Annotated in this window: 26 protein-coding genes; 4 read left to right on the top strand and 22 right to left on the bottom strand. The window is 62.7% G+C overall.

Features of this window, described 5'->3' with window-relative positions; all coding sequences use genetic code 11:
* Positions 1-25 precede the first annotated feature (25 nt).
* The 5 genes from J5Y21_RS01240 to gndA are packed head-to-tail and all read right to left on the bottom strand — an operon-like array spanning position 26 to position 6,187.
* On the bottom strand, positions 26-886 hold the full coding sequence (locus tag J5Y21_RS01240; RefSeq protein ID WP_210571955.1) for a 3-methyladenine DNA glycosylase: 861 nt from the start codon (positions 884-886) through the stop codon (positions 26-28).
* Positions 887-894: 8 nt separating this feature from the next.
* On the bottom strand, positions 895-1,947 hold the full coding sequence (locus J5Y21_RS01235) for a hemolysin family protein (protein WP_210571954.1): 1,053 nt from the start codon (positions 1,945-1,947) through the stop codon (positions 895-897).
* Positions 1,944-3,326 (bottom strand): hemolysin family protein, encoded by a 1,383-nt coding sequence (locus tag J5Y21_RS01230; protein ID WP_210571953.1) that lies wholly within the window; start codon positions 3,324-3,326, stop codon positions 1,944-1,946. The genes J5Y21_RS01235 and J5Y21_RS01230 overlap by 4 nt, the downstream gene beginning before the upstream one ends.
* 6 nt (positions 3,327-3,332) lie before the next feature.
* Complete coding sequence (locus J5Y21_RS01225; RefSeq protein WP_210571952.1) at positions 3,333-4,646, bottom strand: DEAD/DEAH box helicase; 1,314 nt, start codon at positions 4,644-4,646, stop codon at positions 3,333-3,335.
* Positions 4,647-4,684: 38 nt separating this feature from the next.
* Positions 4,685-6,187: an NADP-dependent phosphogluconate dehydrogenase gene (gndA, locus tag J5Y21_RS01220; RefSeq protein ID WP_210571949.1), complete on the bottom strand. Its 1,503-nt coding sequence runs from the start codon at positions 6,185-6,187 to the stop codon at positions 4,685-4,687.
* Positions 6,188-6,304: 117 nt separating this feature from the next.
* Here gndA and J5Y21_RS01215 point away from each other — a divergent pair, with 117 nt between their 5' ends.
* Complete coding sequence (locus tag J5Y21_RS01215; protein WP_210571947.1) at positions 6,305-6,739, top strand: PaaI family thioesterase; 435 nt, start codon at positions 6,305-6,307, stop codon at positions 6,737-6,739.
* A gap of 7 nt (positions 6,740-6,746) precedes the next feature.
* Here J5Y21_RS01215 and J5Y21_RS01210 read toward each other — a convergent pair whose 3' ends face one another.
* From J5Y21_RS01210 to J5Y21_RS01200, 3 genes are all read right to left on the bottom strand, one after another.
* Positions 6,747-7,820, bottom strand: a complete 1,074-nt coding sequence (locus tag J5Y21_RS01210; protein ID WP_210571946.1) for a magnesium and cobalt transport protein CorA — start codon at positions 7,818-7,820, stop codon at positions 6,747-6,749.
* Between the two features lie 214 nt (positions 7,821-8,034).
* Positions 8,035-8,250: a hypothetical protein gene (locus tag J5Y21_RS01205; RefSeq protein WP_210571944.1), complete on the bottom strand. Its 216-nt coding sequence runs from the start codon at positions 8,248-8,250 to the stop codon at positions 8,035-8,037.
* Between the two features lie 36 nt (positions 8,251-8,286).
* Positions 8,287-9,687 carry an NAD(P)/FAD-dependent oxidoreductase gene (locus tag J5Y21_RS01200; RefSeq protein WP_210571942.1) on the bottom strand — a complete coding sequence of 467 codons (1,401 nt, stop codon included), beginning with the start codon at positions 9,685-9,687 and terminating at the stop codon, positions 8,287-8,289.
* A 122-nt stretch (positions 9,688-9,809) separates the two neighbouring features.
* Here J5Y21_RS01200 and J5Y21_RS01195 point away from each other — a divergent pair, with 122 nt between their 5' ends.
* Positions 9,810-11,126 carry a class I SAM-dependent methyltransferase gene (locus tag J5Y21_RS01195; RefSeq protein WP_349236900.1) on the top strand — a complete coding sequence of 439 codons (1,317 nt, stop codon included), beginning with the start codon at positions 9,810-9,812 and terminating at the stop codon, positions 11,124-11,126.
* Positions 11,127-11,264: 138 nt separating this feature from the next.
* Here the strand turns inward: J5Y21_RS01195 and J5Y21_RS01190 are convergent, their stop codons facing one another.
* Together J5Y21_RS01190 and J5Y21_RS11605 are read right to left on the bottom strand one after the other, a co-directional pair.
* Positions 11,265-11,963, bottom strand: a complete 699-nt coding sequence (locus J5Y21_RS01190; RefSeq protein ID WP_246874833.1) for a YceI family protein — start codon at positions 11,961-11,963, stop codon at positions 11,265-11,267.
* Between the two features lie 21 nt (positions 11,964-11,984).
* Positions 11,985-12,305, bottom strand: a complete 321-nt coding sequence (locus J5Y21_RS11605) for a hypothetical protein (RefSeq protein WP_246874832.1) — start codon at positions 12,303-12,305, stop codon at positions 11,985-11,987.
* A gap of 148 nt (positions 12,306-12,453) precedes the next feature.
* On the opposite strand from J5Y21_RS11605, the gene J5Y21_RS01185 reads away from it, so the two are divergent.
* Complete coding sequence (locus J5Y21_RS01185; RefSeq protein WP_210571938.1) at positions 12,454-12,837, top strand: RNA polymerase-binding protein RbpA; 384 nt, start codon at positions 12,454-12,456, stop codon at positions 12,835-12,837.
* Positions 12,838-12,919: 82 nt separating this feature from the next.
* Here J5Y21_RS01185 and J5Y21_RS01180 read toward each other — a convergent pair whose 3' ends face one another.
* From J5Y21_RS01180 to J5Y21_RS01160, 5 genes are read right to left on the bottom strand one after another with little or no spacing between them, the layout of a single operon-like run.
* Positions 12,920-13,825, bottom strand: a complete 906-nt coding sequence (locus J5Y21_RS01180) for a polyprenol monophosphomannose synthase (protein ID WP_210571936.1) — start codon at positions 13,823-13,825, stop codon at positions 12,920-12,922.
* 36 nt (positions 13,826-13,861) lie between these two features.
* Positions 13,862-15,469, bottom strand: coding sequence for an apolipoprotein N-acyltransferase (gene lnt, locus J5Y21_RS01175; protein WP_210571935.1), 1,608 nt, complete (start codon positions 15,467-15,469; stop codon positions 13,862-13,864).
* Positions 15,466-15,975, bottom strand: coding sequence for an FxsA family protein (locus J5Y21_RS01170; protein WP_210571934.1), 510 nt, complete (start codon positions 15,973-15,975; stop codon positions 15,466-15,468). The genes lnt and J5Y21_RS01170 overlap by 4 nt, the downstream gene beginning before the upstream one ends.
* A 27-nt stretch (positions 15,976-16,002) precedes the next feature.
* Positions 16,003-16,746 carry an SDR family oxidoreductase gene (locus J5Y21_RS01165; RefSeq protein WP_210571933.1) on the bottom strand — a complete coding sequence of 248 codons (744 nt, stop codon included), beginning with the start codon at positions 16,744-16,746 and terminating at the stop codon, positions 16,003-16,005.
* A 26-nt stretch (positions 16,747-16,772) separates the two neighbouring features.
* Entirely contained in the window at positions 16,773-17,894 is a 1,122-nt protein-coding gene (locus tag J5Y21_RS01160; protein WP_210571932.1) for a Xaa-Pro peptidase family protein, read from the bottom strand.
* Positions 17,895-17,932: 38 nt separating this feature from the next.
* Here J5Y21_RS01160 and J5Y21_RS01155 point away from each other — a divergent pair, with 38 nt between their 5' ends.
* Entirely contained in the window at positions 17,933-18,502 is a 570-nt protein-coding gene (locus J5Y21_RS01155) for a serine protease (protein ID WP_210571931.1), read from the top strand.
* Here J5Y21_RS01155 and J5Y21_RS01150 read toward each other — a convergent pair.
* The 7 genes from J5Y21_RS01150 to J5Y21_RS01120 all read right to left on the bottom strand — a co-directional run bounded on the left by J5Y21_RS01150 (position 18,499) and on the right by J5Y21_RS01120 (position 26,227).
* A complete protein-coding gene (locus J5Y21_RS01150) occupies positions 18,499-21,258 on the bottom strand; it encodes a DEAD/DEAH box helicase (RefSeq protein ID WP_210571929.1) in 2,760 nt (919 codons plus the stop codon). The genes J5Y21_RS01155 and J5Y21_RS01150 overlap by 4 nt on opposite strands.
* A 13-nt stretch (positions 21,259-21,271) precedes the next feature.
* Positions 21,272-22,243 carry a twin-arginine translocase subunit TatC gene (gene tatC / locus J5Y21_RS01145; RefSeq protein ID WP_210571922.1) on the bottom strand — a complete coding sequence of 324 codons (972 nt, stop codon included), beginning with the start codon at positions 22,241-22,243 and terminating at the stop codon, positions 21,272-21,274.
* 93 nt (positions 22,244-22,336) lie between these two features.
* The gene (tatA, locus tag J5Y21_RS01140) at positions 22,337-22,660 is read right to left on the bottom strand and encodes a Sec-independent protein translocase subunit TatA (RefSeq protein WP_210571920.1); all 324 of its coding nucleotides are present in this window, start codon (positions 22,658-22,660) and stop codon (positions 22,337-22,339) included.
* Positions 22,661-22,722: 62 nt separating this feature from the next.
* Positions 22,723-23,676: a WYL domain-containing protein gene (locus tag J5Y21_RS01135; protein WP_210571918.1), complete on the bottom strand. Its 954-nt coding sequence runs from the start codon at positions 23,674-23,676 to the stop codon at positions 22,723-22,725.
* Positions 23,669-24,625: a WYL domain-containing protein gene (locus tag J5Y21_RS01130; RefSeq protein WP_210571915.1), complete on the bottom strand. Its 957-nt coding sequence runs from the start codon at positions 24,623-24,625 to the stop codon at positions 23,669-23,671. Before J5Y21_RS01130 ends, J5Y21_RS01135 begins: the two co-directional genes overlap by 8 nt.
* On the bottom strand, positions 24,618-26,012 hold the full coding sequence (gene pafA, locus J5Y21_RS01125) for a Pup--protein ligase (RefSeq protein WP_210572259.1): 1,395 nt from the start codon (positions 26,010-26,012) through the stop codon (positions 24,618-24,620). The genes J5Y21_RS01130 and pafA overlap by 8 nt, the downstream gene beginning before the upstream one ends.
* A gap of 23 nt (positions 26,013-26,035) precedes the next feature.
* Positions 26,036-26,227, bottom strand: coding sequence for a ubiquitin-like protein Pup (locus tag J5Y21_RS01120; RefSeq protein WP_210571907.1), 192 nt, complete (start codon positions 26,225-26,227; stop codon positions 26,036-26,038).
* Between the last annotated feature and the right edge of the window lie 9 nt (positions 26,228-26,236).

Raw genomic sequence — 26,236 nt, 5'->3', positions numbered from 1 at the left:
TCGAGCAGACATCTTCCCGGCCAGTTTAGCCCTCAAGAACCGCTTCAAGGATCGCGACGAGGCGGTGTCGCAGGGGTTTTGCACGTTCGGTGAAACCGCGCTGCCGGGCGACGTACTCCGCTTTGCCCTCCGGGGTCTCAATCGGCACGACGCCGTAGCCGAGTTCGCGGCAATCGTACGGTGAGGCCTCCATATCGAGCAGACGAATATCGCGGGCGAGCTCGAAGCAATCGAGGAGAAGCTCACCGGGCACAAGTGGCTCCATTTTTGCCGCCCACTTGTAAAGGTCCATGCCGACGTGGAGGCAGCCGGCTTGCTCGTGGGCCGGACGCGTTGTGTTGTTCAGGACCGTCAGATTCAACGGCTTCGCGGGCGGAGTGAAGAAACGGTACGCGTCGAAGTGGGTGCACTTTATATCGTGCTTTTCGACGACCGCGTCGGTCTCCCTCTGACTCAGACGCAAGGGGAGCGGGTGCCGGTGGTTTTCTTGGCGGTAGACCATGGCCCACTCGTGCAGGCCGAAACAGTCGAACTGGGCGCGGTTATCTTCTGAGGCGCGCAGGAGTGTGAGCACTTTGTCCATCGCATTACCGCGGTGCGAAAGGAAACTATCGACATCAGCGCAGACAGTGCCGTCCTGGTTGACCGTGTAATCGCGCCAGCGGGTGTGGGGTGCATCGGTGGCGTCGATAAGCGTTGCGTCCAGCCCTGGATGCCACCGCAACACGCGCGACGGGCGAATGGAGTAATAGTCGAACAGAAAGTCCCAGATCGGGTGCTTCTCCCCGCGCGAGCGACGCTGCAGGTGAGGATCGATCCATTCGCGCGCACGCTGCTCGTGCCGCTTCATGCGGTCGGTCCACTGAGCGCGGGTGAGCTGCTGCATAGCCTGGGTCAATCGTCCTCGTGCGTCCAGTCGGACACGGTGCCGACGTATTCCTCGATGAGGTCCTCGAGCGCCAGCACACCGACCAGCTCGCCGTTATCGCGCACCTGCGCCATGTGTGCGGAACGGCGGTGCATCGAGGTGAGAGCATCGTCCAAGCTGCCGGAACCGTCCACGATGCTGAGCCTGCGGATACGGTTCTGTGGAATCACCGGGTTCGCAGCATCGGATTCCAGGAGGTCCAAAACGTCCTTGACGTGGATATACCCGACCAGTGCACCAGCGGAACCTTCCACCGGGTAACGGGAATACCCCGTTTCCTGGACAGCCTTCTCCAAAGCGGAAAGAGGAATACCGCCGCGGGAATGGGGGATGGTCACCACCTGGTCGATGGGGATCATCACTTCCTTGAAGCTGCGGTGCTCCGTAGACAAGGCGTTGGCGAGCCGGGCCGTCTCCTCGGCGTCCAGCAAGCCCTCTTGGCGAGATTCTTGGATCATATTCGCCAGCTGCTCTTGGTCCACAGTGGAATCAAGCTCATCGCGCTGCTCCACGCCAACAAGCTTGAGCGTGAACCGGGCGAGCTCATTGAGCGCATAGATCAACGGGCGGGTGAGTTTTACCCACACATCCATCATCGGGGTCAGCCACACGGCGAGAGTTTCGGGGCCGGCGATCGCGATATTCTTCGGGATCATCTCGCCGAAAATGATGTGCAGAACCGTGATGATCAGCAGGGCGATCACGAATGCGATCGGGTGCAGCAAGTTCTCCGGCACACCGAGCTCCGTGAACGGATACTCGAGGAAGTGCGCGATAGCCGGTTCGGCGACCTTACCCAGGATCAACGATGCGATGGTGATGCCGAACTGGGCGCCGGCCAGGTAAATCGACAGGTTCTCGGTCGCTGTCAACGCCCTGCGCGCGCCCTTTTTGCCCTGCGCGAGCATGGACTCGAGGCGATCCTTGCGGGAAGACACCAGCGCGAATTCGATGGCAACAAAGAAAGCGTTGGCCAAAAGCAGCGCGATGATGAGAAGTGCAGCTACCCAAATGCTCATGCGGACCACCTCGCAGCATCCTCGTCGGAGATAGGCGTGAGAATCGCCTTATCCAGTCGGCGGCCTTCCATCACAGAGACGCGCGCGAGCCAGCGACCTGCGTTACCGGACTCGAAATCGTCCTGCACTTCGTTATCGGAAACTGGCAGGAGCACTGTGTCGCCAACCTGGGGCACACGGCCAAGGGCCGACATGAACAGGCCACCCAATGTCTCGTACGGGCCGTCAGGAGCGAGGTAGCTGGTGCGTTCTGCGAGCTCATCGAGGCGGACGAGACCAGAGACCTCCCAGGAAGAGCCGAAGCGGTGGAAATCGCGCTCGGATTCGCGGTCGTCGTGCTCGTCGTAGACTTCGCCGAGAATCTCCTCGACGACATCCTCAATGGTGACAAGGCCTTGGGTACCGCCGTATTCGTCGGCGACGAGAACCATCTGCGAACCTGCCGAACGGACCTGGTTGAGCACGGCATCGCCGTCGAGAGTGCCTGGCACGAAAGACACCGGCTTCGCCAAAGACCCGAGCAGGGTCGTAGCGCGCTCGTCGCGAGGCACCGAGAAAGCGTCTTTGATGTGCACGAGCCCGACGGTGTCGTCGAGGTCGCCGCGCCGGACAGGGAAGCGGGAGTGCCCGGTCTCGATGGCCAGGGCGATCAGGTCGCTGACGGTGTCCTCGACGTCGAGAGAGTTCACCGTAGAGCGCGGAGACATGACCTCTTCCGCCGTAGTCTCGCCGAATTGGAGCGAGCGGTCGAGCATTTTCGCAGTCGCAGCGTCTAAACCGCCGGCTTCAGCAGAACTACGCACCATGGCGCCCAACTCAGGGCCCGAACGGGCAGAAGCCAATTCGTCCGCAGGCTCAATACCGAGTTTGCGCACAAACCAGTTCGCCGACGCGTTGAGGCCCTTGATGAACCACGCACACACGGTGTTGAACGCGTTGACCGGCGGAACCACGAAGCGTGCGGTCTGCAAAGGATTGGAGATCGCTAGGTTCTTCGGTACGAGTTCGCCGAAGACCATCGACAGCGTCGTGGCCACGATGAGGGCGAGGATTAAGGCGACGGGGCGCGCAGCTGATTCGCTCAACCCGACGAGTTCAAGAAGCGGCCCAAAGAATCGCGCGAGGACGGGCTCAGCGAGAAAACCTGTCGCCAGCGTCGTGATGGTGATGCCGAGCTGCGCGCCGGAGAGCACGAACGAGAGATTGCCGTGGTCGCGCTGCACAGCGCGCGCGGTTTTGTCGCCCTTTTCCTGGACGTGAGACTCGATGGTGGAGCGTTCAAGGCCCGTCATCGCGAATTCGATCGCGACGAAAAGGCCGGTGGATGCCGTGAGCAGCACGAAGCCGATCAGGGCGAGAATGGAGATCAATATGTCCATGGGTGTTTAAGGCTCGTTGCGCCTGGAACTCCTTTTCCGGCGGCGCCCACCGTTGCCGTTGCGGTTTTTCTGAGTGTGAGCGTTGCGTTGTTGCCGCCCGCGCCGATTGCGCGAGGTCGAGGGTGCCGTGGTCTGGCCCGGCGGGGGGAGCGGTTCGCCGTTGGGCTCACGCGCTCCCGTGATCTTAGCAAGCTCGGCAGAGTCGGCGGTAACCTTGACTTTCTTTGCTTCCACGCCGGCTTTGCGCAGGAGCTGGTCGACGTCTTTGCGCTGCTCGTCCATCACGAGGGTGACAACGGTTCCGGAGGTGCCAGCGCGCGCGGTACGGCCGGCTCGGTGCAGGTAAGCCTTGTGTTCAGCAGGTGGGTCAATGTGGACGACGAGGGAGACATCGCTGATGTCGATGCCGCGTGCGGCGATATCAGTGGCAACGAGCACGGGCAGGGAACCGTCGGCAAAGCCTTCGATGGCGCGAGTGCGCGCTCCTTGGCCCTTGTCGCCGTGCAGACCTTGCGCATTGATGCCGACGCGCCGCAGCTTCTTCACCTGCCGGTCAACGCCGTGCTTCGTGCGCATGAACATGATGGTCTTTCCTTCGCGCGCGGCGATAAGCGGAACGATCGCATTGCGCGCCTCGCGGTCGCCGACAAGAAGCTGATAGTGCTCCATTGAATCCACGGCCGCAGCGGCGGGCGCAGTCGAGTGCGTTACGGGATCATCGAGGTAACGGCGCACAAGCTTATCGACGTCGCCATCCAGCGTCGCCGAGAAAAGCAGACGCTGGCCGGTAGCGGGCGTGGCGTCGAGAAGCTTGCGAACTTGGGGCAAAAACCCCATGTCTGCCATTTGGTCGGCTTCGTCGAGAGCCGTGATCTCGACTGCGTCGAAGCTGAGCTTCCCCTGGTCGATGAGGTCCTGTGCGCGACCGGGCGTGGCCACGAGAACGTCGACGGGGGCGGCGAGGGAACGAATGTGGTTGTTGATGTTCACTCCGCCGACGACTTCGATGACGCGGAGGTTCACGGCAGCTGCCGGTTCGTCGAGACGCTGGCGGATCTGTGCAGCGAGCTCACGCGTCGGCGCGAGAATCAGTCCGCGCGGATGCCCCGGGCGAGAAGGTTTGCCGGCGAGGAGCGCGAGCATCGGAAGCCCGAAAGTGAAGGTCTTGCCGGAGCCAGTGGGGCCACGACCGAGAACATCGCGACCGTCGAGCACAGCAGGGATCGCAGCCTGTTGAATGGGAAAAGGTACGGTAATGCCCTGGCCGTCCAGGATGTTCACGATGGGCTGTGGCAACCCTAAATCAGAAAAAGAAGGCACCGAGGGGAGTCTACCGATCTCCCCGCGGCGTGTGCGGTTTAGTAGGTGATTTCCTCGCGCTCGCCCGACCACGTCGTGTGGAAGGTGCCTTCCATATCGACGCGCTTGTAGGTGTGTGCGCCGAAGAAATCGCGCTGGCCCTGAATCAATGCCGCAGGCAGGCGATCGGAGCGCAGCGAATCGTAGTAAGACAGGCTCGACGCGAAGACCGGGATCGGCAGACCCAGCTGCGTTGCGGTGATGACCACACGGCGCCAGGAATCGATCAGGCCGTTTTCCAGCTCGCCGCGGAAGTACGGGTCGAGCAGCAGCGACGGCAACTCCGGATCGTTGTTGTATGCCTCGGTGATGCGGTTCAGGAATTTCGCGCGGATAATGCAGCCGCCGCGCCAGATGGTCGCCAGATCCTGCGGCTTAAGGCCCCAGCCGTACTCCTTGGAGCCAGCGTTGATCTCGTCGAAGCCCTGCGCGTAGGCGACGAGCTTGGAGGCGTAGAGCGCACGGCGGACATCCTCGACGAACTGAGCCTTGTCCACACCGAGGGACTCCAACGTCGCCGTCTCGCCAGACGGCAGCCCGGTTTGCTTGACTGCCTCGCGCTGGGCGAGCGCCGACGACAATGCGCGGGCGAAAACAGCTTCGCCGATGCCGGAGGTGGGCACGCCGAGATCCAGTGCCTCCTTGACTGTCCAGCGACCGGTGCCCTTCTGGCCAGCGGCGTCGACAATGATGTCGATGAACGGCTTGCCAGTCTTCGAGTCGACCTGGCGCAGAACTTCAGCGGTGATTTCGATCAGGTAGGAGTCGAGATCGCCCTGGTTCCACTCGGAGAAGATCTCCGCCAGCTCTGCCGGTTCAATGCCAGCGGCGTAGCGCAGCAGGTGGTAGGCCTCGCCGATGACCTGCATGTCGGCGTACTCGATACCGTTGTGGACCATCTTGACGAAGTGTCCGGCACCGTCCGGGCCGATGTGAGTCACGCACGGGGTGCCGTCGACCTTCGCGGAGATGTCCTCGAGCAGGGGACCGAGTGTTTCCCAGGACTCCTTCGGTCCACCTGGCATGATCGACGGGCCGCGAAGTGCACCTTCCTCGCCGCCGGAAATGCCCGCGCCGACGAAGTGGCGACCCTTAGCGGCGACTTCCTTCTCGCGGCGGATCGTGTCGGTGAACAGGGAGTTGCCGCCGTCGATGATAATGTCACCGTCGTCCATAGCTTCGACCAGCTGGTCGATCACCGCATCAGTAGCCTTGCCGGCCTGAACCATGATCACGGCCTTACGCGGACGCTCCAAGGAAGCCACGAAGTCCTCGATGGTCTCGGACGGAATGAACGAGCCTTCGTCGCCGTACTGCTCCATCACCGCGCGGGTCTTTTCAGGGGAGCGGTTGAAAATAGCCACGGTGTGGCCGCGGGAAGCGAAATTGCGGGCCAGATTCGACCCCATTACGGCCATGCCCACCACACCGATCTGAGCCTGACCGGCAGCATCGGCACCGTTGGAAGCAGCGTTAGCGGAAGAAGAGTCATTCGAAGTCATGTCCTTGAGCATACGCACGCAGTATCAGCCGGGGAGCCAACCCGTGCCCGGATTTTTCAGATCAGCTTCCGAAAAGTGTGACTTTAAGCACTAGTTTCGTTGCTAAAGTCAGTTTCTATGCACATCAATGATCTGAAACACCTGCAAAACCGCCAGCTTGGTGAAGAAGAACTCGCCATGCTCAATTCCGCCGCCACCGAATTCGACTCATTCATCGGCCTGACATTCACCGAATTCGGCCCGGAGAAAATGGTCGCCACCGTTAAAGCCGCGCCGAAGCACCACCAGCCGGCCGGAGTGGTCAACGGGGGAGTGTTCTGCTCCATCGGCGAGACGATGGGCTCGTTCGCGGGCTTCGTAGCAGCGGGCGGCCCAGTCGTGGGTATGAACAACAGCACCGATTTGCTCCGAAGCGTCACCGACGAAGTCATTGAGGCTGAAGTGACACCGGTGCACGTCGGCCGACGCACTCAACTGTGGCGAACGGAAATGCGTTGCGACGGCAAACTCGTCGCCGTGTCCACGCTCCGCACAATGGTGATGGACGCTTAAGCCACCCCTAGAGCCAGTGGTTCTTCCGGAACCACCAGTACATGCCCAGGATCGAACCGAACATCACCAGAAGCACGACGGGGTAGGCGTACCGCCATGCGAGTTCGGGCATGTACTCGAAGTTCATGCCGTAGACACCGGCGATCATGGTCGGCAGCGCCGCCATGCCGACAACAGCGGAGATCGTGCGCATGTCAGAGTTCTGCTGCATGGAGACCTTGGCCACGGAGGCGTCGAGAAGCGATGAAAGCCGCTCGTCGAAGCCGGAGACGTTATCGCTGACGATCATCGCGTTGTCCTGCACATCGCGCAGGTACGAGCGAATCGGTTTGCTCAGCAAGTCCTTGTTCAAGGTCAGGCCGGAGCGCAATGCCGGGCCGAGCGGGTCGGTGGCGTGGCGCATCTCCAAGACCTCACGTTTGTACATGTAGATCTTGTCGATGTTGATCAGCTGACGCGGCGTGAAGACCTCGTTCTCGAGTTCGTCGACGTCGCTGGAGAGGAAGGTGGTGACCTTCATATAGTTCTCCACGATATGGTCAGCGACTTTCCACGCGACCGCGGCTGGACCGAGCGATGAAATCTCCTGGTCCTCGATCAGCTCTTGGGTGAGGTTCGGCAGTTGCGTGTCATGGCGGATGGTGATGACGAAGTCGTCGCCGACGAGCATCTGCACCTCGCCGGTCGAAATGATTTCGCGCAAGTCCGAGACTTCCTCGTCGTCCCGGTAGGTGACAGTACGGATGACGAAGAAAAGCTGTTCGCCATAGCGCTCCACCTTCGGACGCTGGTGCGCGGCAACCGCATCCTCCACGATGAGGTCGTGGATGCCGAATTCTTGTGCGACCCGCTCCATCTGGTCGGCGCTCGGCTCGTGCAACGACAGCCACACGTAGCCGTTTTCCGCTTCTTTCACGCGCTCCATCGCTGCGGTGTAGTGCATCGATCCCGGCAAAGCTTTGCCTTCGACGAACACGCGGCAGAAATCGACAGAACGTTCCACCGGGACCGGAACGGGGCGATGGGCCTGCTTCGTCTGCGCCTTGGCTTTATTGCGGGATAGAGGAAGTTTCGGCGGCATAGCGACCCCCTTCTTCACATTCTCGGCGGCAGGGCAGCCGGAGCGTGGGCGGGCATTCGCTTATCGACGAACCCAGCCACCCCGGCTTTGAACTAAACAGATCATACGCCCCGCCCGCGGTGAAACGTGCACCGAGATCCGTGGCCTTGGACACGGTCGCAGGTGCAGCGCATGAAAATGATCAAGCTGCTGCCCGCTGAGCACGCAACTGGGATCAGAGACGCGGCCCCTTCTTTCGGTAGAAATCGAGCAGCGTGTCAGACCCTAGGTTGAAAAGGGCCCTGCGTCGCGCGCGCTGTCGCTCGCGCCGACGCTCGGCCTTCGATTTCCCGGGCAAGAGCGCTAAGAGCACCAGCCCACCAATGAACGTGAGCACCATGAGAATGACGAACCCGATAAATAACAGAAGGGGAATATCAATGCCCGCCATTACGTGCTCCGTCCGTGAGTGAGAGGTAAGAGGTGCTTAGTTCTCGCCGTTGGTGTCGCGCAACTCCGAGAACTTCTCGGTGTCGTTGTCAGTCACCTTACCCAAATTCAGCAGGGCAGTGCGCGCATGCATTTGCTGCAGAGTGGTCGGGAGGTTGTACCGCTTCGGGGTGAGCGCATTGAGCGTCCACGTGAACATGGACACGATGCGGTTGCGCTTGGACACCAGGAAGGACACGTGGACGAGCAGCCACATGATCCAGCCCAGGAAGCCGGCGATTTCAACCTTGCCCATCTTCACAACGGCGTGGAAGCGGCCGACGATCGCCATGGAGCCTTTATCGAAGTACTCGAAAGCCTCGCGCTGGTCCGGTTCCTGATTCTCCTCGACGCCTGCCTTGATCGCCTTCGCGGCGTACTCGCCGGACTGGATAGCCACCTGGGCAACGCCCGGAAGCTTGTCCAGGTTCATCATGTCGCCGACGACGAAGACGTTGCGGTGCTCGCCGACGGAGAGGTCCGGGTTCACCGGGACCTTGCCCGCGCGGTCGACTTCGAGGCCGGCCTGCTCGGCGACGGTCTTGCCCAGCGGGGAAGCAGCGACACCAGCGGACCAGATCTTGGTGTAGGAATCGATCGTGGTCTCTTCCTCGGTCTTCATGTCCTTGTAGGTGACCGTGGTCTCGTCGATGTTGGTCACCATCGCGTTGAGGCGGACCGTGACGCCCATCTTCTCCAGCTCGCGCTGTGCCTTGCGGCCGAGACGCTTGCCGAACGGCGGAAGCACCTGGGGCGCACCGTCGAGAAGAATGATCTTGGCGCTGGACGGGCGGAAGTTGGAGTACTCGTCGCGGAAGCTGCGGTGCGCCATCTCGGCAACCTGGCCTGCGAGCTCGACACCGGTCGGACCTGCGCCGACGATGACGAAGGTGAGCAGGCGCTCGCGCTCTTCTGGATCCTCTGTGATCTCGGCACGCTCGAAGGCGGTGACGAGGCGGGAGCGGATCTCTAAAGCATTGTCCAGAGTCTTCAGACCAGGAGCGAACTCGGCGAAGTGGTCGTTGCCGAAGTAGGACTGACCGGCACCAGCGGCCACGATGAGGGAGTCGTACTCATAGGTGCGGGTGGACTCGCCCTCTTCGAAGGTGACGGTGTTGGAGTCAAGGTTGATGTCGGTGACGTCGCCGCGGACGATGTCGGTGTTCTTCTGCTTGCCCAGGATCTGGCGGGTCGAGGTAGCGATCTCGCCGGTGGACAGCAGACCCGTGGCCACCTGGTAGAGCAGGGGCGGGAAGAGGTGGAAGTTGGTGCGGCTAATCAACGTGACGTCCACGTCTGCGCCGTCTAGCTCGCGAGCTGCGAAAAGCCCGCCGAAGCCGGAACCGATGATGACGACGTGGTGGCGGTTACCTGCGGGGCGGTAGGGCTTATCCGACATGTATCTGTACTCCTCTTTGTAGCAATTGCACGCTTATCCGCCATGAGATCATACGCCCGTTTCTATTCTCCGCGCGCCGTGGCTCCCATGAGGCGGGCTGCCGTCGGTCTATGGTAGACGGCGTGTCCGACAACCCCGCGATCCCCATGCACTTAGCCACCGTCGATGCTCAGCAGTGGCCGAATATCGCGTCAGTGCCCACGGGACGTTTCATGGGTTGGCGCGCCCGCCGCGCGGAGGCCGCTTTCGCGGGAGCGTGCGCACGCGGGGGATTAGAGCTCAACCCCGACAATGAACCCGATCTCGTCGTCGATCATGCAGAGTTGTTCGACCGGATTGCCGCCAATGGGTGGATCGGCCTTGCTGAGGGATACATGGCAGGAGAGTGGCGCACGGAAACGCCTGATGCGCTCGTGCATGTCGTGAGCAAGTTGCTGGAAGTCGGGTTCAATCCGAAGACCACGCTCGGCCGAGAGGCGCGTTTCAGCGGGGGCGAGGTGCCGCCGGAGCTCGTCGCAAAGTTCTCTGGTGACGGCATGAGCGCTTTCGCCGGTCATTTCGCAACGGGCGTGCCCACGATGGAGCGGGTGAGCGTGCCATCGCATTCGCCGAGCGCAGGGCGCGGCAAGGAGCCGAAGAATTATTTTGTTTCGGAGACTAACTACAGCGCGCCGCTCGAGACAGAGAAACTCGATCTCGCTGACGCGCAAGCTCGCAGCGTAGGCATGCTTCTCGACGCCGCGGTGGTCCATCCCGGCACGCACCTAGCCGAGGTGCCGTCTTCGGGCGGGGCCGTGGCCATCGCCGCCGCAGGGCGCCGCGCCACGGTCGATTCGATCGTCACCGACCCGGCAGTCGTACGCACGTTGCGCGAAAGGTTGACGCTCGGCGGGGCAGAGGACGCCGTTCACCTCAATGTCGTGGAGGGGCTGCCGCGGGGCATGGATCGTCGAAAAGTGCGCTACGACGCGGTCGTGTCCGCTGAGCACCTCGAGACGATGCCCACGCGCGTTCAAGCGCATTATTTCGCGCTTATCGACGGCCTGTTAGCCCGCTCCGGCCGCGCCGCCCTCCAAACCGTGGTCGCGACGGGGAAGATGACTCCTGCAGCACAATCTGCGCTGGAATCGTTGCGCGCGTATATCTGGCCGACGCTGAACTATCGGACCGTGGATCAGATCCGGAAGACCGTGGATTCCCGCAGCGGGCTGCGCGTCATTGCGCAGACCCATGCGCCGAATCATCTGGAGTTGTCGCTGAAGCACCAACGCACTGTGTTCCAGAGCCAATTGCGCGAGGCCGCAGCCGACGGTTTTGATTCCGTGTACCGCAGGCTTTGGATCTGGCAGCTCGCGCTACGTGAAGCCATGGCCCATGCCGGCATGCTCGATGTGGTTCAGCTGACCCTCACGCATCGCCATCGCCGCGGCGTGAGATAGGAGAGGCGGATCCGCACACACGCATCACCGTGTGGGGGCAGGCAAGCACCCCTCAACGTTACTTGACATAATGTACATTATCGGACCGATATAGATAATGCGCAGGCAGCAAGCACTTCTTGAACCTGCGCCTGAGCGCTAACTCTTCTTCTCGAGTTTCAGTCGGATGTTGATCTCGCCATCCTCAGCGATCTTTGCCGCGACGAATTCCGGCGTCTCCACTCCGTAGTCCAGGCGGTTGATCGGCACATCGGCATGGACGATCACATTGTCTCCGGTCCGCAGCGCGTTGAACTCCTGGGTAATGCTGTTCGGTTTACCGTGAATGGTCAGATCTCCAGTGAGCGTCACTGTGCCGGCAGTTCCGTCTTCCGGGAGCTGCGACACATCGGCAGGCTCCGTCAGAACGAATGTGGATTCCGGATACTCCTCCGTGTGAAGGATCTTCCTACGCACATTTTCGTCACGGACATCTTTATCCGTGACGATATTGCCCATATTCACGGTCACCTTACCGGCAGTCAATGAGCCGCCTTCAATGGTCATTTCGCCCTCCACGTCTTGTGTGGAGCCCGATGTGGTCCGCTCGTCGCCCGGCAGCAATTCGTAGAACGTGAACCCGGCCGATGTCATGTTCTTGCCTGGTTTGGTCGTGACGACCCACTCGCCGTCCACATCGGTCGACGCTGCCTTCGCACCGTCCGCATCAATGCCGTCGGTCTTCACACCTGGGTGCGAAACGAGCGAAATGAACAGCGGCACCAACGCCAACAACGCGAGTACGACGATGACCGCCACGCCGCCGATGACAATGAGTTTCTGGTTGCGCGTGCGCATGAGCATTCCTCTCTGATTGCCTTATTGCAGCCTCTCGAGCTTCTTAGCCATGGTAACCAGCTCGTCGCACAGAGACTGAATCTCAGTGTGCTCCGCACCCTCACTCGATGCTGTAGCAATATCCTCGGCAGCGCACCGGAGCTCAAAGAGCTTATCCCGCAGGGTTTCCCCACTAATTGTCCGCGTAGGCCTCTGACCTGGCGATACTGGATGTCTTTGCTCGTAGGCTCGCTGCTTGCACGAGTCGCTGCAATATTTTCGCGGACGACCGCGTCCCGGTGTGAGCTGAATCTCCTTGCTGCAGTATTGGCAGGTCGGCGGAGCGTCAGTGTGCTGGTTCATGATCGCTCTCGATCATATCCCCACTTAAAGTCGTTGCTGCGGCGCGACAGCCATTCCGCGGAACAAACCACGCGGTCGGCGCGTTAGAGATTATGGCCGTTATACTTTAAGCTCGCGACTGAATTTTCGACGAAGGGATAGATGCAGCATGGCTGATCGGGTGCTACGTGGTAGCCGCATGGGCGCAGTGAGCTACGAAACTGATCGTGACCACGATCTCGCGCCGCGCAGGATGGCAAAATACCGCACCCCGAACGGCGAGATCTACGAGATCCCGTTCGCCGACGATGCCGAGATTCCCGAAGAATGGCCGTGCAAGAACGGCCAGGTGGGCACCCTCGTCGAGGGCGAAGGCGTCGAATCCAAGCCAGTGAAGCCGCCCCGCACCCACTGGGACATGCTCCGTGAACGCCGCAGCCTTGAGGAGCTCGACGAGCTGCTCGAGGAGCGCCTGGAACAGCTGCGCAAGCGCCGCCGTACCGCAGCTCGCATTGCCAAGGAGCAGAAGGAAGCGCAGGAGAAAGCGAAGTAGACGTTCCTTTCCCCGAAAAGCACAACGCCGACAGGAGATTTCCTGCCGGCGTTTTCGTGCGTGTGGGTAGGACTAGCCAGGCTTAGTGGCGGTTGTTGATGAAGCGCTGCAGCTCGTACTTGGCAAGCTTGGCACCTTCTTCAAACAGATCGCCGGCCACACCAGCAGCGTGAGTGACCTTGCCAGGAATCTTGTTCACGCCGAGCTCGTCGAGCTGGTAGCGGCCCAGGCGTCCAAGCTCGCTGGCCACTTCAGAGAGCTGAGTGGAACGACGCTTCCAGCCCCACTTGCTGACCTCAGCCAGGGATTCGCCAGCGAAGCTCGCGTCGAGCTTGGACTCGCCGAGCTCACGGTCGACGAAGGTGATGGGCACCTCGCGCACATCGAAGCCTTCCTGGACGGCGCGGTCAGCGAGGTCGACCTGGAAGATGTAGCCCTTCTTGGACAAGGTGTCCAGGTCGATCGTCTCGAGAACCTCACGGCGGAATGCGCGGTAGCCGGCGGTCATGTCCGCCACATCGTCGCCGAGTGCCATGGAGATGTACAGGTTGCCGAGCTTCGACAGCAGGTAACGGTTCTTCGGCCAATTGACGGCCTCACCGCCGTCGACGTAGCGGGAACCGATGACCAGGTCCGCGCCCTCGTCGATTGCTGACAGCAGGCGCACCAGCTGTTCCGGTGCATGCGAGCCATCCGCGTCCATCTGGCACAGGACGTTGTATTCGCGCTCGAGCCCCCAGTTGAAGCCCGCGGTGTAGGCGCCTAGCAAGCCCGTCTTCTCTTCGCGGTGAATAACGTTGACGTGACTGTCCTCAGCGGCCATCTCGTCGGCCTTATCGCCGGTACCGTCCGGGGAATTGTCGTCGACGACCAGAATGTCCACGTCCGGGTTCGACTCGCGCACACGACCGATGATCAGAGGCAGGTTCTCCACCTCGTTGTAGGTCGGGATGATCACGAGAGTCGAATCGGTCGATTTCTCTGCCACAGTGTGTCTCCGTTTCCTTCGCCCTGTCTGGGTCACTTAATTGTCGTTGTCAGCCTGCGCGGTGTCCGCCAACTGCTGGCTCCTGCTAGAAGCATACCCGCGCCGTGCACCCACGCTCGCGGCGAGCATGATTGCAATGCCGGCTGCTGCGAGTAGCCACTGGATGAACTGGCCGTAGCGGACGGCGAAAGTGACGGAATCGCGCAGCGGGAGGTCCTCGACCAAGTAGGCAGGGGTGAAGATCTCGGTCTCCTGGGATACCGTGCCGTCGGGATGCACGATGGCGGACGCTCCAGACGTGGCTGATACCACCACTGCCCTGTCGGTCTCGATGGCACGCATCCGGCTCATCGCCAGCTGCTGGTAGGTCATGTCGGTGAAGCCGAATGTGGCGTTATTCGTCGGCGTTGTCAGAATCTGGGCACCTGCCTTGACCGCGTCGCGGTAGGCGGCGTCGAATGCTACTTCGTAGCAGGTGGCCACGCCGACGACGTGATCGCCCATCCGCACGGTTCCGTCGCCTTCGCCCGGCTTGAAATCACCGGCCATGTCGACATACGAGGAGAAGATGCGGAAGAAGTCCCGCATGGGCATCCACTCGCCGAAAGGCTGCAAGAAACGCTTGTGGTGCATGTCCCCGGCGCCGGTGTCCGGATCGAATACGACGGCGGTGTTGCGGTCCCCGACCTCGTCCTTGGTTAGGGTGCCCACGAGGACGGGTGCATCGACAGTGTCGACCGCCTCAGTAATCAAGTCCCGCGCTTCCCTGTCCCGGAACGGGTTCACGTCGGATGAGTTCTCCGGCCAGAACACCAGATCGGGGTTCTCCCCGCTCGCGCCGAGGTCTTTGGTTACATTGACGTGGTTGGCAAGGACAGCGCGTCGCTGCGCGTTGAAATCCAATCCCATGCGCGGCACGTTGCCCTGCACCGCGGCGATTTTCACCTCGTCGGTCGTGGGGCCGGGAGTATTCACGCCCAGCCCGGCCAGAAGACTGAGACCGATGATGATTCCGGTCGTGGCCGTCGCCGGCGTCTTCTTCAGCCGTTCATCGCCGGCAAAGGACAGCAGGATGGCGCCGAAGGACGCGCCGAGCAACGCGGTCATGAAGGTCACGAGTGCCGGTCCGCCCCACGGCGCGTAGTCCGCCAACGGACCGTTGATCTGACCCCACGCCAGTCGCACCCAGGAAAAACCGCCGAAGGGAAACGACGAGAGCAAGAATTCCACTGCCGAATAGACGAAGGCGAAGGCGATGAAGCCGTAGCGCCAGCGCGCGACAAGAACACCGAACAGACCCGTCGCGATCGACCAGAGTGCGAGGGTGATCGATAGCGCGATCCACGGCAGCGCCCCGACGAATTCGCCGACCCACGGCAGCAGCAAAACATAGGCACAGAAGCCGTGGAGGAAACCGAGTAGTGCGCCGAACTTAGCGGGAAGGTGAGAGCCATGACGGATAGCGGGCCACGGCGCGAGCGCGAGGTAGAACAGCGCGATGCCCAGAACGCCCATGAAAGCCAGGCCGTGGGGCTCATACGAGAAGTAGACGGCCACGCCGCCAAGCCCCGCGAGCAGAATACGGGCGATTTTCGCGAGCCTCGGTGAGAAACTGGGTGAATCGGTGCGTGCAGCGGTCGTCATTTCTGCGGGTCTCCGAAGTCTTCAGGGCGTGCATTTTCCGACCACTTCGAGATGTCTTCATCGGACGGTTCAGGTTCAGCGTCGATGACGTCAGCACCGTCGCCGAAGGTGCCGTAGGAAGCGCTGCGGCGTTTCATCGGGGAGGCGTCGTACACCTGGACGCCGAAGTCTTCGATACGTTTCTGCAGGGATTTCGCCAAGGACCGGCGGACGAGCTCGCGCGTAGGTCGCAGAAGCAGCAGCAAGCCGATGACGGAGGTGACGTACCCCGGCAGAATCGCCAGCGCCCAGCCAGCAGCGACGAGCGCGGTGCCGCCGGCGAACTGCCCGACTGACCCGTTACCGGCTTGCGCGCGGGCGAGTTCGGAGCGCAGTGCGGGCGAGGCAGCCAGCGCACCGACGAGCATGAGCGCGAAAATTCCGAAGAGCGCCCAGCCGACGCCAACCAGCTGGCTCACTCCCCAGAACGCGAGTGCTTCGATCAGGAAATACGCGATAATCGGCATGCGCACAGACTACCTGCCGGTGCGGGCTTAACGCGGCATCCGCCGCCAGATCGGGCGTGGCACGCAGCGCATCACCCACGCGAGGAGCTGAAGCGCGCGCGGGATCCACACGGTGCGGCTCCCCTTCCCCATTGCCGCGACGACGGCGTCAGCGACCACATCAGGGGTCACCGACAATGGCGCTGGTTTCATGCCCTTGGTCATCGAGCCGATCACGAAACCAGGACGCGCGGTGATCAACGACAGGTCGGTGCCGTGAAGACGGTCGGCAAGCCCCTGGCAGAATGCGTCGAGCCCAGCCTTCGTCGAGCCGTACACATAGTTCGCTCGCCGGGCACGCCACCCAGCGATGGATGAGAAGGCGAAGATGTGGCCGCGGTCCATGACGTCGGCAAGCACTGTCAGCATGCTGACTTGCGCGGCGTAGTCGATGACGGCGATGTGCGCGGCATGCTCTTCGTCGTGCTCTGCGCGCGCCTGGTCGCCCAGGATTCCGAAGGCGACGATCGCGTCGGTGATCGGGCCCGATTCCGCGGCGCGTTCCACGAGTAGGCGGTGGGTTGCGAGATCGGCCGCATCGAATTCAATCGAGCGCACGCTCGTTGCGCCCGCATCGCGCAATCGCTTATCGACGTCCCCCAGCGCCCCCGTATTCCGTGCCGCCAGCACCACGTGACGGCCGTGGCAGATGCGTTCTGCCGCTTCCCCGCCGATATCGCTGGTTCCGCCGAGCAGAAGGACCGTGCCGTGCGTGTTTGTCTGCGAGCTCATGGTGGCCAACTATATGCGGGTGGCGGTTATCTCTCGGTTGTATTCAATGGGCGCGCACCGTCGGTGTCGAGCACGACGATGTCCTCGATGCGCATGCCCCACTTCCCGGGAAGGTAGATTCCGGGCTCGATGGAAAACGCCATGCCGGGGGCAAGTTCAGTCTCGTTCCGGGCGATGATGAACGGCTCCTCGTGCAGGGACAGCCCAATACCGTGGCCGAGACGATGCGTGAAGTATGCGCCGTAACCAGCTTCGTTGATGCGGCCCCGGGCGACCGCATCGAGCTCGCCCGCCGTCATACCGGGCCGTGCGGCTGCCACGGCATCGGCCTGCGCCCGGCGCAGTGTGTCGTAGGCGCGAGTGAATTCCGCGTCGGCATTGTCGAAGCCGCCGACGACATAGGTGCGGGTGCAGTCCGAGTGGTAGCCAGCTCCCACGGTTCCGCCGAGATCCACCACCACTGGATCGCCAACGCGCAGGACGCGGTCAGAATAATCGTGGTGCGGATCGGCGCCATTCGGGCCAGATCCGACGATGATGAAGTCCGTGTTGGAATGCTCGCGCGAAATCAGGGAGTCTAGCTCCTCTGCGATGTCACGTTCAGTGCGCCCGGGTTCGAGTAACCGAGGGACTTCCGCGTGAACACGATCGATGGCGCGGGCTGCGAATTCAAGCTGGTCGACCTCCTCGGGCCCCTTGACCATGAATGCGCCGGCGAGCACGTCGGTGGCCAGCACGACCTCCCCGCACGTCTGCTGCAGGCGCAGGACGTGGTCCGCGGTGAGCGACGAGCCCACTGCCACCGTGCCACTGCCGCAGGCGCGCTCCGCAAGAGCATAGGGGTTGTCCCCATCGCGCCACGTGACCAGCTCGATACCGTGCATCTCTCCTACCGCGGCCAGGGCTGTTGCGTCAGTCGCTGGTGCGAGGAGCTTGGCATGACCAGTCGGCGGCACCACTAACGCGGTAAGCCGCTCGTGAGATGATGTCCACGATCCAGTCAAATACGCCAACTCGGGTCCGGTGCCGATGACCGCGCCACCGAGACCGCGATCACGCACTTCCTGTTGCACGCGCCTCAGGCGCCGGGCATAGACGTCGGGCGAGAAGATGGTGGGCAAGTTCTCTAGCTGGTGTGGATCGGACATGCCTTCATGCTAGATCTTCTCCGCCTACGATCGTGAGCATGTTTCCCGACGCGTTGGCACGCATTTCCGCCCGCGGCGCGTATTGCAGCGGCACGCTGCTCGCGCCCGACATCGTGTTGACCTGCAACCACTTCTTCCGGGAGAACGCCGAGGGCGCGGCTGTTCGCGCGGGAGCGAGAATTCGCACCATCCGCAGTGTCGAGCATGTCGACGGTACAGATATCGCCATTGTCCGCACCCGACCATTCCCACACATCACCAAGGCGGAATTTCCGAAGTTGAGCTCATCGCCGGCGGTTGGAACCCCGACGGTCACATTCGGGTACGGCGGACGCGCGAAACGGATGCAGGCCCGCGACGGGAGACTCATCATGCCGCTTCCTGTCGCTATTTCCCGGACGGGTTCGTTCGTGCGGCCAGCCGGCATCATCTTCAACCGGACACCGGCGATCAAGGGCGATTCCGGTGGGCCGGTGCTCGCAGACGGAAAGGTCGTCGGCGTGCAATCGCTCATCGTCGACCCCTTCGGGCGCAACTCCCACTTCGCGGTGGTGAATTTCCTTCCCGCAGCGTTGAGACAGCGGCTCGAGGATGAGCTCAGTGGCTAGTTGCCGATCGCCACGACACCGCGGCGGATCGCCTCGACTGCGCGGCGGGCGCTCTGCTTGATCTCGTCGGAATAGCCGGTCTGGACGATCTGTTCGAGCAGGTCGATCACTTGGCGGCACCAACGCACGAAATCGCCGGGCGTGAGTTCCGCGCCGGACTCAGCGGCGGCTGCCAGGGCGTAGCCAAGTGGCGCGCCAGCGGCCCACTGGTGCAGTGAGAGGGCGAAACCCGGGTCGGGCATATTCGTCGGTGGGAGGCGGTGACGTTGCTCGTCACTGGCCAACTCGCCGTAGATGCGCTGCGTGGCATTCATCGCGTCGGCCATCCGATCGGTGGCCGCTTCCGGGTAGCCGCCGGTGGCCTTGCGGTTCTCAAAGACGCACATGGAGGCCACACCGGCCAGCTCCGCAGGATCCAGCTCGTCCCAGATGCCACGCTTCAGGCACTGCGCGACAAGCAGGTCAGAGACATTGTGAATGCGGGCGAGGCGCTCGCCTTCTTCGGTGACGGTCGGCTCGCCGTCGACAAGCTCGACGTAGTCCATTTCGGTGAGCAACCCGATGATGCGCTCGAACATCCGGCCCAGAGTGTCGGTCTGGGTGTCCACATTCGCCTGCGCTTTCGCGAGGGCACGCTCTTCTCGCACGAGGTCCTCACCGAGACGCGCGAGCCGTTCGCGGTCGGCCGCGGGCCAGGAGTGGACGGGGTGGGCGCGGATGGCGTCGCGAAGCTCAAGCGCCTTTTTCGACGTGCGCGACCGCGCGTTTTCCTTCAAATTCTTCGGCGCGCGGAACTTGCCGCGGGTGAGTTCTTGCACGATGCGCCGGGTGTGGCGTCGCGGTTTGTGGGCGATATCGCGCGGCACCTTGATCCGGCCGACGACAACGGGGGCGTTGCCGAACGACGCGGCGTCGATACGCCCGGACCAGCCGCGTTCGGTCGTGATCCACGGGCGCGGATCGTCTTTTCTGCCGGCGGGCGCGACGACGGCAGCGAGCTCCGGGCGGCGCTTGGATGGCAATGCGATGACCTCACCGACCTGAAGTCGGCCCAGAATTTTCTGGATTTCCTTGTGCCGCTCCTCGATGGAATTCTTCTTCGCGCGCTTCTCCTCGTCGGCGAGGTCGCGGCGCAACCGCGTGTAATCGACGAGCTCAGCCGCAATATCCCCGTCAGCATCGGCGAAACCGAGCTCCGTCACGGCAGCATCGAGCTGCGCGCGCAGCTTATCGACGCTCCCCTTTTGCCTCTCGATCTTCCGCACTTCCCCGACGACGCTGCGGTCGGTCTGGAACTGGGCGAAAGATTTCTCGATCAACCTGATCGAGTCTTCGAAGCCGTTCATCTGCAGCATATTGATCGCCATGTTGTAGCCGGGCGTGAACAGCGAGATGAGCGGATACGTGCGTGTGGAGGCGAGCCCTGCGACCTGGCGCGGATCCATCGCCGGTGCCCACTGCACGACGGCGTTGCCGATCGAATCGATGCCGCGGCGGCCCGCACGACCGGTGAGCTGCGTGTACTGACCCGGCGTGAGGTCGACGTGAGCATCGCCGTTGAACTTGACCATCTTCTCGAGCACGACTGTGCGCGCCGGCATATTGATGCCCAGCGCGAGAGTCTCCGTGGCGAAGACGACGCGGACGAGACCTTCCACGAAGAGTTGTTCCACGATGTGCTTGAAGGCAGGGAGCATGCCCGCGTGGTGGGCGGCAAACCCACGCGACCACGCAGTCCGCAGCTGGCGGTAATTGAGCACGTCGAGGTCTTCTTCGGGAATGCCTTCCACTCCCTCGTCGGCGATCTGTTTGATGCGGTCTGCTTCCTCCGGAGTGGTCAGCTCTTTGCGGGAGCGCAGGCACTGGAAGAGCGCGCCATCGCAGCCAGCGCGGGAGAAGATGAACACGATCGCCGGGAGCATGTCCCGGCCTTTGAGCGCCTCCACGACCTCCGGGCGGCCCACTGGGCGGACGCGGTCCTGCGGGCGCTTCCCGCCGCTTCGGCGACCTCCATCCGAACGGGCGCGGAAGCCGCGGCCTTCCTCGAAATCGCGGCGGCCTTCGTCGGCTCCCGTCTCGATACACTCGATCGTGTGCTCCAGGTCGCGGTTCACCTTGTCCGAACCGGGCTCGAACAGTGGCATGATCTTGCGCTGCACCATCATGAACTGGTTCAGCGGCACCGGGCGCTTCTCGGAGACGATGACGTCAGTCTCGCCGCGGACCTCGTCGAGCCATTCGCCGAATTCCTCCGAATTGGACACGGTCGCCGACAGGCCGATGATGCGCGCCGACTCGTCGAGGTTGAGGATGATTTCCTCCCACACGGCGCCGCGGTCGCGGTCGGCCAGGTAGTGGATCTCGTCCATCACCACGTGCGAGAGCCGATCCAGCGCGGGCGATTCGGCGTAGATCATGTTGCGCAGGACCTCAGTGGTCATCACAACGATCTCGGCATTGCCGTTGATGCTGCTATCGCCGGTGAGCAGGCCGACGGCATCCTCGCCGTGTTCATCGACGAGGTCGTGGTACTTCTGGTTGCTCAGCGCCTTGATCGGTGTGGTGTAAAAGCATTTCGTGCCACGCGAGAGCGCCAGAGACACGGCGAATTCGCCGACGACGGTCTTGCCGGAGCCAGTCGGCGCGCACACGAGGACACCGCGGTCAGCCTCGACGGCCTTGCACGCCTCGATCTGGAAATCGTCGAGGGGAAACGGTTTGCTCGCGCGGAACTCATCGAGGTGCATGCCCACCACCCTAACCTAAAGGTCAGAGCACGTCGTCGAAGAAGTTCGGCGTATCAGCGCGCCCGCTTATCGACGTCGACCCGTGGCCTCCGTCACCTGCTTCCGCGTCAGTGCGAACCGGTGCTGGACGGTCGATCGTGCTTGCCGTACCCAGGCCGGAGGCGGCGCCGATCGGGGCGGGCGCGTCGATGGGGCCTGAGGCTTCTTCGTCGTCAAGCTGTGCCCACTCGCTTGTCTGTCTACCCGCGCGTTTATCGTGGATGCGGCAGAACTGGAAAGCCAATTCAACGAGCAGACACAGCGACAGCGCGAGCACGATCATGGAGAACGGGTCCTGGCCCGGGGTGGCCACGGCGGCGAAAATGAACAGCGCGACGATGATGATGCGGCGCTTGTCCTTGACTTGGTCGTAACGCAACAACCCCGCCAGGTTGAGCATGATGATCACCAGCGGCACCTCAAAGCTCACACCGAAGATGACGATCAGCGCCAAGACGAAGTTGTAATAGAGCTGACCCGACAACGCCGCGATCTGGTACTCCTGGCCGATCGACATAAGGAGCTCCAGCCCCTGGTCGACGATGAAATACGCGATTACCGCGCCGGCGACAAATAGCGTGACGGCAAGGCTGACGAAACTCAAGGTCCAGCGGCGCTCATTCTTGTGCAGGCCCGGGGTGATGAACGCCCAGATCTGGTACAGCCACACCGGCGAGGCGAATACGAGACCAGCGAGGAAACCGACCTTCATGCGCAGCATGAACATCTCGAACGGCGTCGTGGCAATTAGGCGGCACGAGCCGTCCGAGGTCAGATCGGCGCGCAGCTCGGGCGGAAGGGAGCAGTACGGACGGCGGATGAGCTCGCCGAGCGGCATGACTGGACCAGGCGCCCACTGGTACCAGATGAAACCGACGATCGTGCCAGCAAAGACCGCTAAGAGCGAGATGACCACGCGGCGACGGAGCTCCTGCAGGTGCTCCGTGAGCGACATGATGCCCTGCGGATCCCTCTTTCCCCGCAGCTTGGGGCCCTTCCGCGCCCGCTTCGAACGCTTTGATGAAACCTGTTGTCCCACGGGGCGCGCTTAGGCGTTCGGGTTCGTGCCCGGCTGGTTCGGCTGCTGCTGGTTCTGCGGCTGATTCCAGAATCCCTGTTCGACACTCTGCTGGGCCTGGTTAGACGGGTTCTGGGTGATCTCGCGCGGCTGCTGGTTCTGCGGCGCATCGGTCGTCGCAGTCGCTGCACCAGTGCCCTGCTGCTTGCCGTCGTTCTGCATCTCGTTGACTTCGGACTTGAAGATGCGGGCGGAACGGCCCACCGAGCGGGCAAGCTCAGGCAGCTTCGTCGCGCCGAAGAGAAGCAGGACGACGAAGACGACGAGGAGAATTTCCCATGGGCCAACACTCATTGGAGTTCCTTTCGGAGTTCTTAAATCTGCTCGGGCGAGCGCGAGGGCGCGTCTATTAAGCCTTAAGCATAACGCTCGAGACCCGCAGATCCGGCAGCGGCGAGCGCTTCTGCGATATGCGGGGGTGAAACCACGCGCACGCGGTCAGCTTGGCTCAGGCAGAACCGGATCAGCCAATCGTCGCTGCCGTACGGCATTGTCGCAGCCACCCAGCCGCGTTCGGTTTCATTCTCGCTGCGTGTATCGGCAAGCTCGATCTGCCAGTAATCCGCCAGCCACGTGGCCTCGGTGGCAATCTGCAGCTCTGCCACGTTCGCCTGGCGGAAACCGAAGGGGTCATCGGCGTCGTAGGTGACCTTGGGTGCGGGGGTCGACGGGGCGTCGAGAAGCGTCGCGTCATGGATGCGGTCCAACCGGAACGTCTTCGGGTCGCCGCCTTCGAATGCGGAGAGGTAGGTGTTGCCGTCGCGGTGGAACAGACCCATGGGCGATACGGTGCGTGTGCGCAGCGTGTCCGAGGTCGCGGAGTAATACGTGAGCTCCAGCATGCGGCGCTGCGACAGGGCCTGCGACACGATCGCTTCCGGTCCGGATGTCTGCGGCTGCTCCGCATCGGGCACGCCTTGAGAGCGCATCACGTCGCGCAATTTTTGCGCCGCCGAATTCACCGCGCGCTGATCGACGAGCCCCGGCATGGTTTCCAGTGACTCGAGGGTGAGAAGCAGCGCATTCGCCTCGGTCGGCGTGAGGCGCAAAGGGGTGTTGAGCCCCTGGTCGTCAATGACCGTGACACCGGTCCACTCGGCGGCGAGATCGATCAGCTCACCGGGTCCGCTGCCCACACCGGACATCTGCAGACGGCGCAGGTCGTCCATCACCTCGGCCGGCGAATGACCGAGGTCGCGGGCGATCTCCATCGGAGTGGCCTGCGGGTGCTTGTGCAGGTAGGGAATCAGGTTCAGTGCGCGCACCAGCGCCGCCAGCTTCTCCGGACTGTCCTTTCTCGCCTCAGCCATTGGTGCTCTCCTCTCCTGCTGTGCATCCCGCGGCCACGCGGAGCAGCGCGACGATATCGTCGCGGACATCTTCTGGTTCCAACACCACTGCATCGGGTGCAAAGCTTGTCGCCGTGCGCACGAGCCAGTCGCGTTCGACGTTGTGAAGCGCTACGGTGCCGTCGTCAAGCAATGTGCCCGCGTTGACGAGCTCATGCGCGGTGCCCTCCTCGGCGCGGATCACGGCGTCCACGACGGGGCCGCGTAACGAATCTTCGACGACCTGCTGCAACGGGCGGTCCGGGTGGTGGAAATCGCTGGCTTGAACCTTGCGGATATCGGTCACGCGCACAGCGCGGAAACTCCGCTCGGCACCGCGCTCCACGTCGAATCCAACGACATAGGCGCGGTTGTTCAGGGCGACGATCCCCCACGGGTCCATCGTGCGTGTCTGGGGCTCCGCGGTCGGCGATGGACGGTAGGTGAACCGCATGCGCGTATTCGAACGGACGCACGCGGTGACTGCGGTGACGGTATCGGCGTCGAGCCGCGAAATATCGTTGTCCAGCGCGGCGATCGGCGGGGCGTCGAATGTGCGGGTCGCGCCTCCCGCGGCGATCTTCGTCCATCCGGAACGGGCGAAGGCGCCCAAGCTTCCTGCCGTGCCGAGGTCGCCGGCGAGGCCGAGCACGAATGCTTCCTCGTCGGTGAATGAGATCGGTGGGAGCTCGTAGACGTCCTTATCTACCCAGATAAGGCCGTTTTCCATGCGGGCGGGAACGCCGGCGCGGCGCAGCGAGCGCACGTCGCGGCCGAGCATGCGCGTCAGCGCGATATCGGTGCGATCCTTATAACCATCGACGTGGGTGCGCACCCATTCGTATTCGCGCGGTTTGGCGGAGCCGAGCAAAGCGAAGGTGAGGTTGGTCAGCCTCTCGATCACATCTGCCTGTCCCGGCGTCTCAGCCACGGATCCCTCCCTGCGCGTCGTTCAAATGCTCGCGGTTAGTCTCCATATAGCTAAGCAGATCGTCGACGCGCGCGTCGGACGTGGCGAATGGATCCTGCAGGTCCACTGTCTGCGGTTCCGGGCGGTCGACTTTGAGGTGCACCCAGTCCACCGTGTAGCGGGCGCCGAGCTCGCGGGCACGCGCCAGGAATTCTGCGCGCATGGCAGCGCGCGTTGTTTGCGGCGCGGTGTGTTCGGCCTGCGCGATCGCCTCGTCGGTGGTCCACCGCTTGACTAGGCCCTTGCGCTGCAGCAGGTAGAACAGTCCGCGGTCGCGGTTGATGTCGTGGTAGGCCAAGTCGATCTGCGCGAGCTTCGGGTGGGACCAGTCCTCGCCGAGGCGCACGCGGTAGCGCTCCAACAGGTCGCGTTTGATCACCCAGTCAATCTCGCCGGCCACGGGTTGGAAATCCTGGCTTTCGACGCAGTCGAGGACTCGGCCCCACAGCTCGACCACCCGGGCGAATTCTTCGTTGGGCGTGCCCTCATCGGGGCGTTGCTCGAGCCATTTCCCGGCCGCGGCATGCACGGCGCGCTGGACCTCCAATGCCGTGACCGTGGAACCGTCCTTGAGTTCGAGCGGAGTCTGGCCGGTCGGGTCGAGGGCGATCTCCTTGATGTGCGCGATCGGATCGGCGACGTCGAAGGCTGGCACGTCCCAGTCCGCTTCGAGCATCTCGATGACCAGCTGCGCCGACCCCACCTTGAGCGCGAATGTCGGCTCCGCCATATTCGAATCTCCCACGATGACGTGCATGCGGCGGAACCGGCTGGAGTCGCCGTGGGGCTCGTCGCGGGTATTGATGATCGGCCGCGTCCTCGTCGTCGCCGACGAGACACCTTCCCAGACTTGGTCCGCACGCTGCGACAACGCGAACTGCCCGTCTTTGGTGATCATGCCTGCGCCGCACAGAAGCTGGCGGGTGATCAAAAACGGCAGCAGCCGCTTACCGAAGTGCTTGAGCGACAGCTCGCGGCTGATCAGGTAGTTCTCGTGTGTGCCGTAGGAATTGCCGGCGGAGTCGACATTGTTCTTGAACAAGTAGACATCCCCGCCGATGCCTTCGGTGCCAAGCGCCTCTTGCGCCTGCACGGCGAGCTCGTTGAAGAGCAGCTCACCGGCCTTATCGTGGTTGAGCAGCTGCGTCAGCGAGTCGCACTCGGCAGTGGCGTACTCCGGGTGCGCGCCCACGTCGAGGTAGAGTCGCGCGGCATTGTCCGTGAAGACATTCGTGCTCTTGTACTGCGCCACGACCGGGCGGAACAGGTACCGCGCGATCTCCTCGGGCCGCAGCACAGCGGCGCCATCGCGGGTGGCGGTGAGACCGAATTCGGTCTCGATACCCATGATGCGGCGCGGATACACCGCCACTACTGGCCGCCCTTTTGGACGTAGGAGCGGACGAATTCTTCGGCATTGGTGTCCAGCAGCGCGTCGATCTCGTCGAGCAGGTCGTCGGTGCCGGTCGTGTTCACGTTCACCTGGCCAGCGTTCTGCGCGTCGCCCGGTTCGCTTTCGCCTTTATCGCCGCCGCCGGAAATATTGATCTGATCCTGTGCCATGCCTCTACC

Origin of the sequence: Corynebacterium sp. Marseille-P3884 (assembly GCF_017942225.1) — a bacterium.
Lineage (GTDB): Bacteria > Actinomycetota > Actinomycetes > Mycobacteriales > Mycobacteriaceae > Corynebacterium.
The sequence above is the reverse complement of the archived record's forward strand: the minus strand, read 5'-3'. Positions and strand labels throughout refer to the sequence as shown.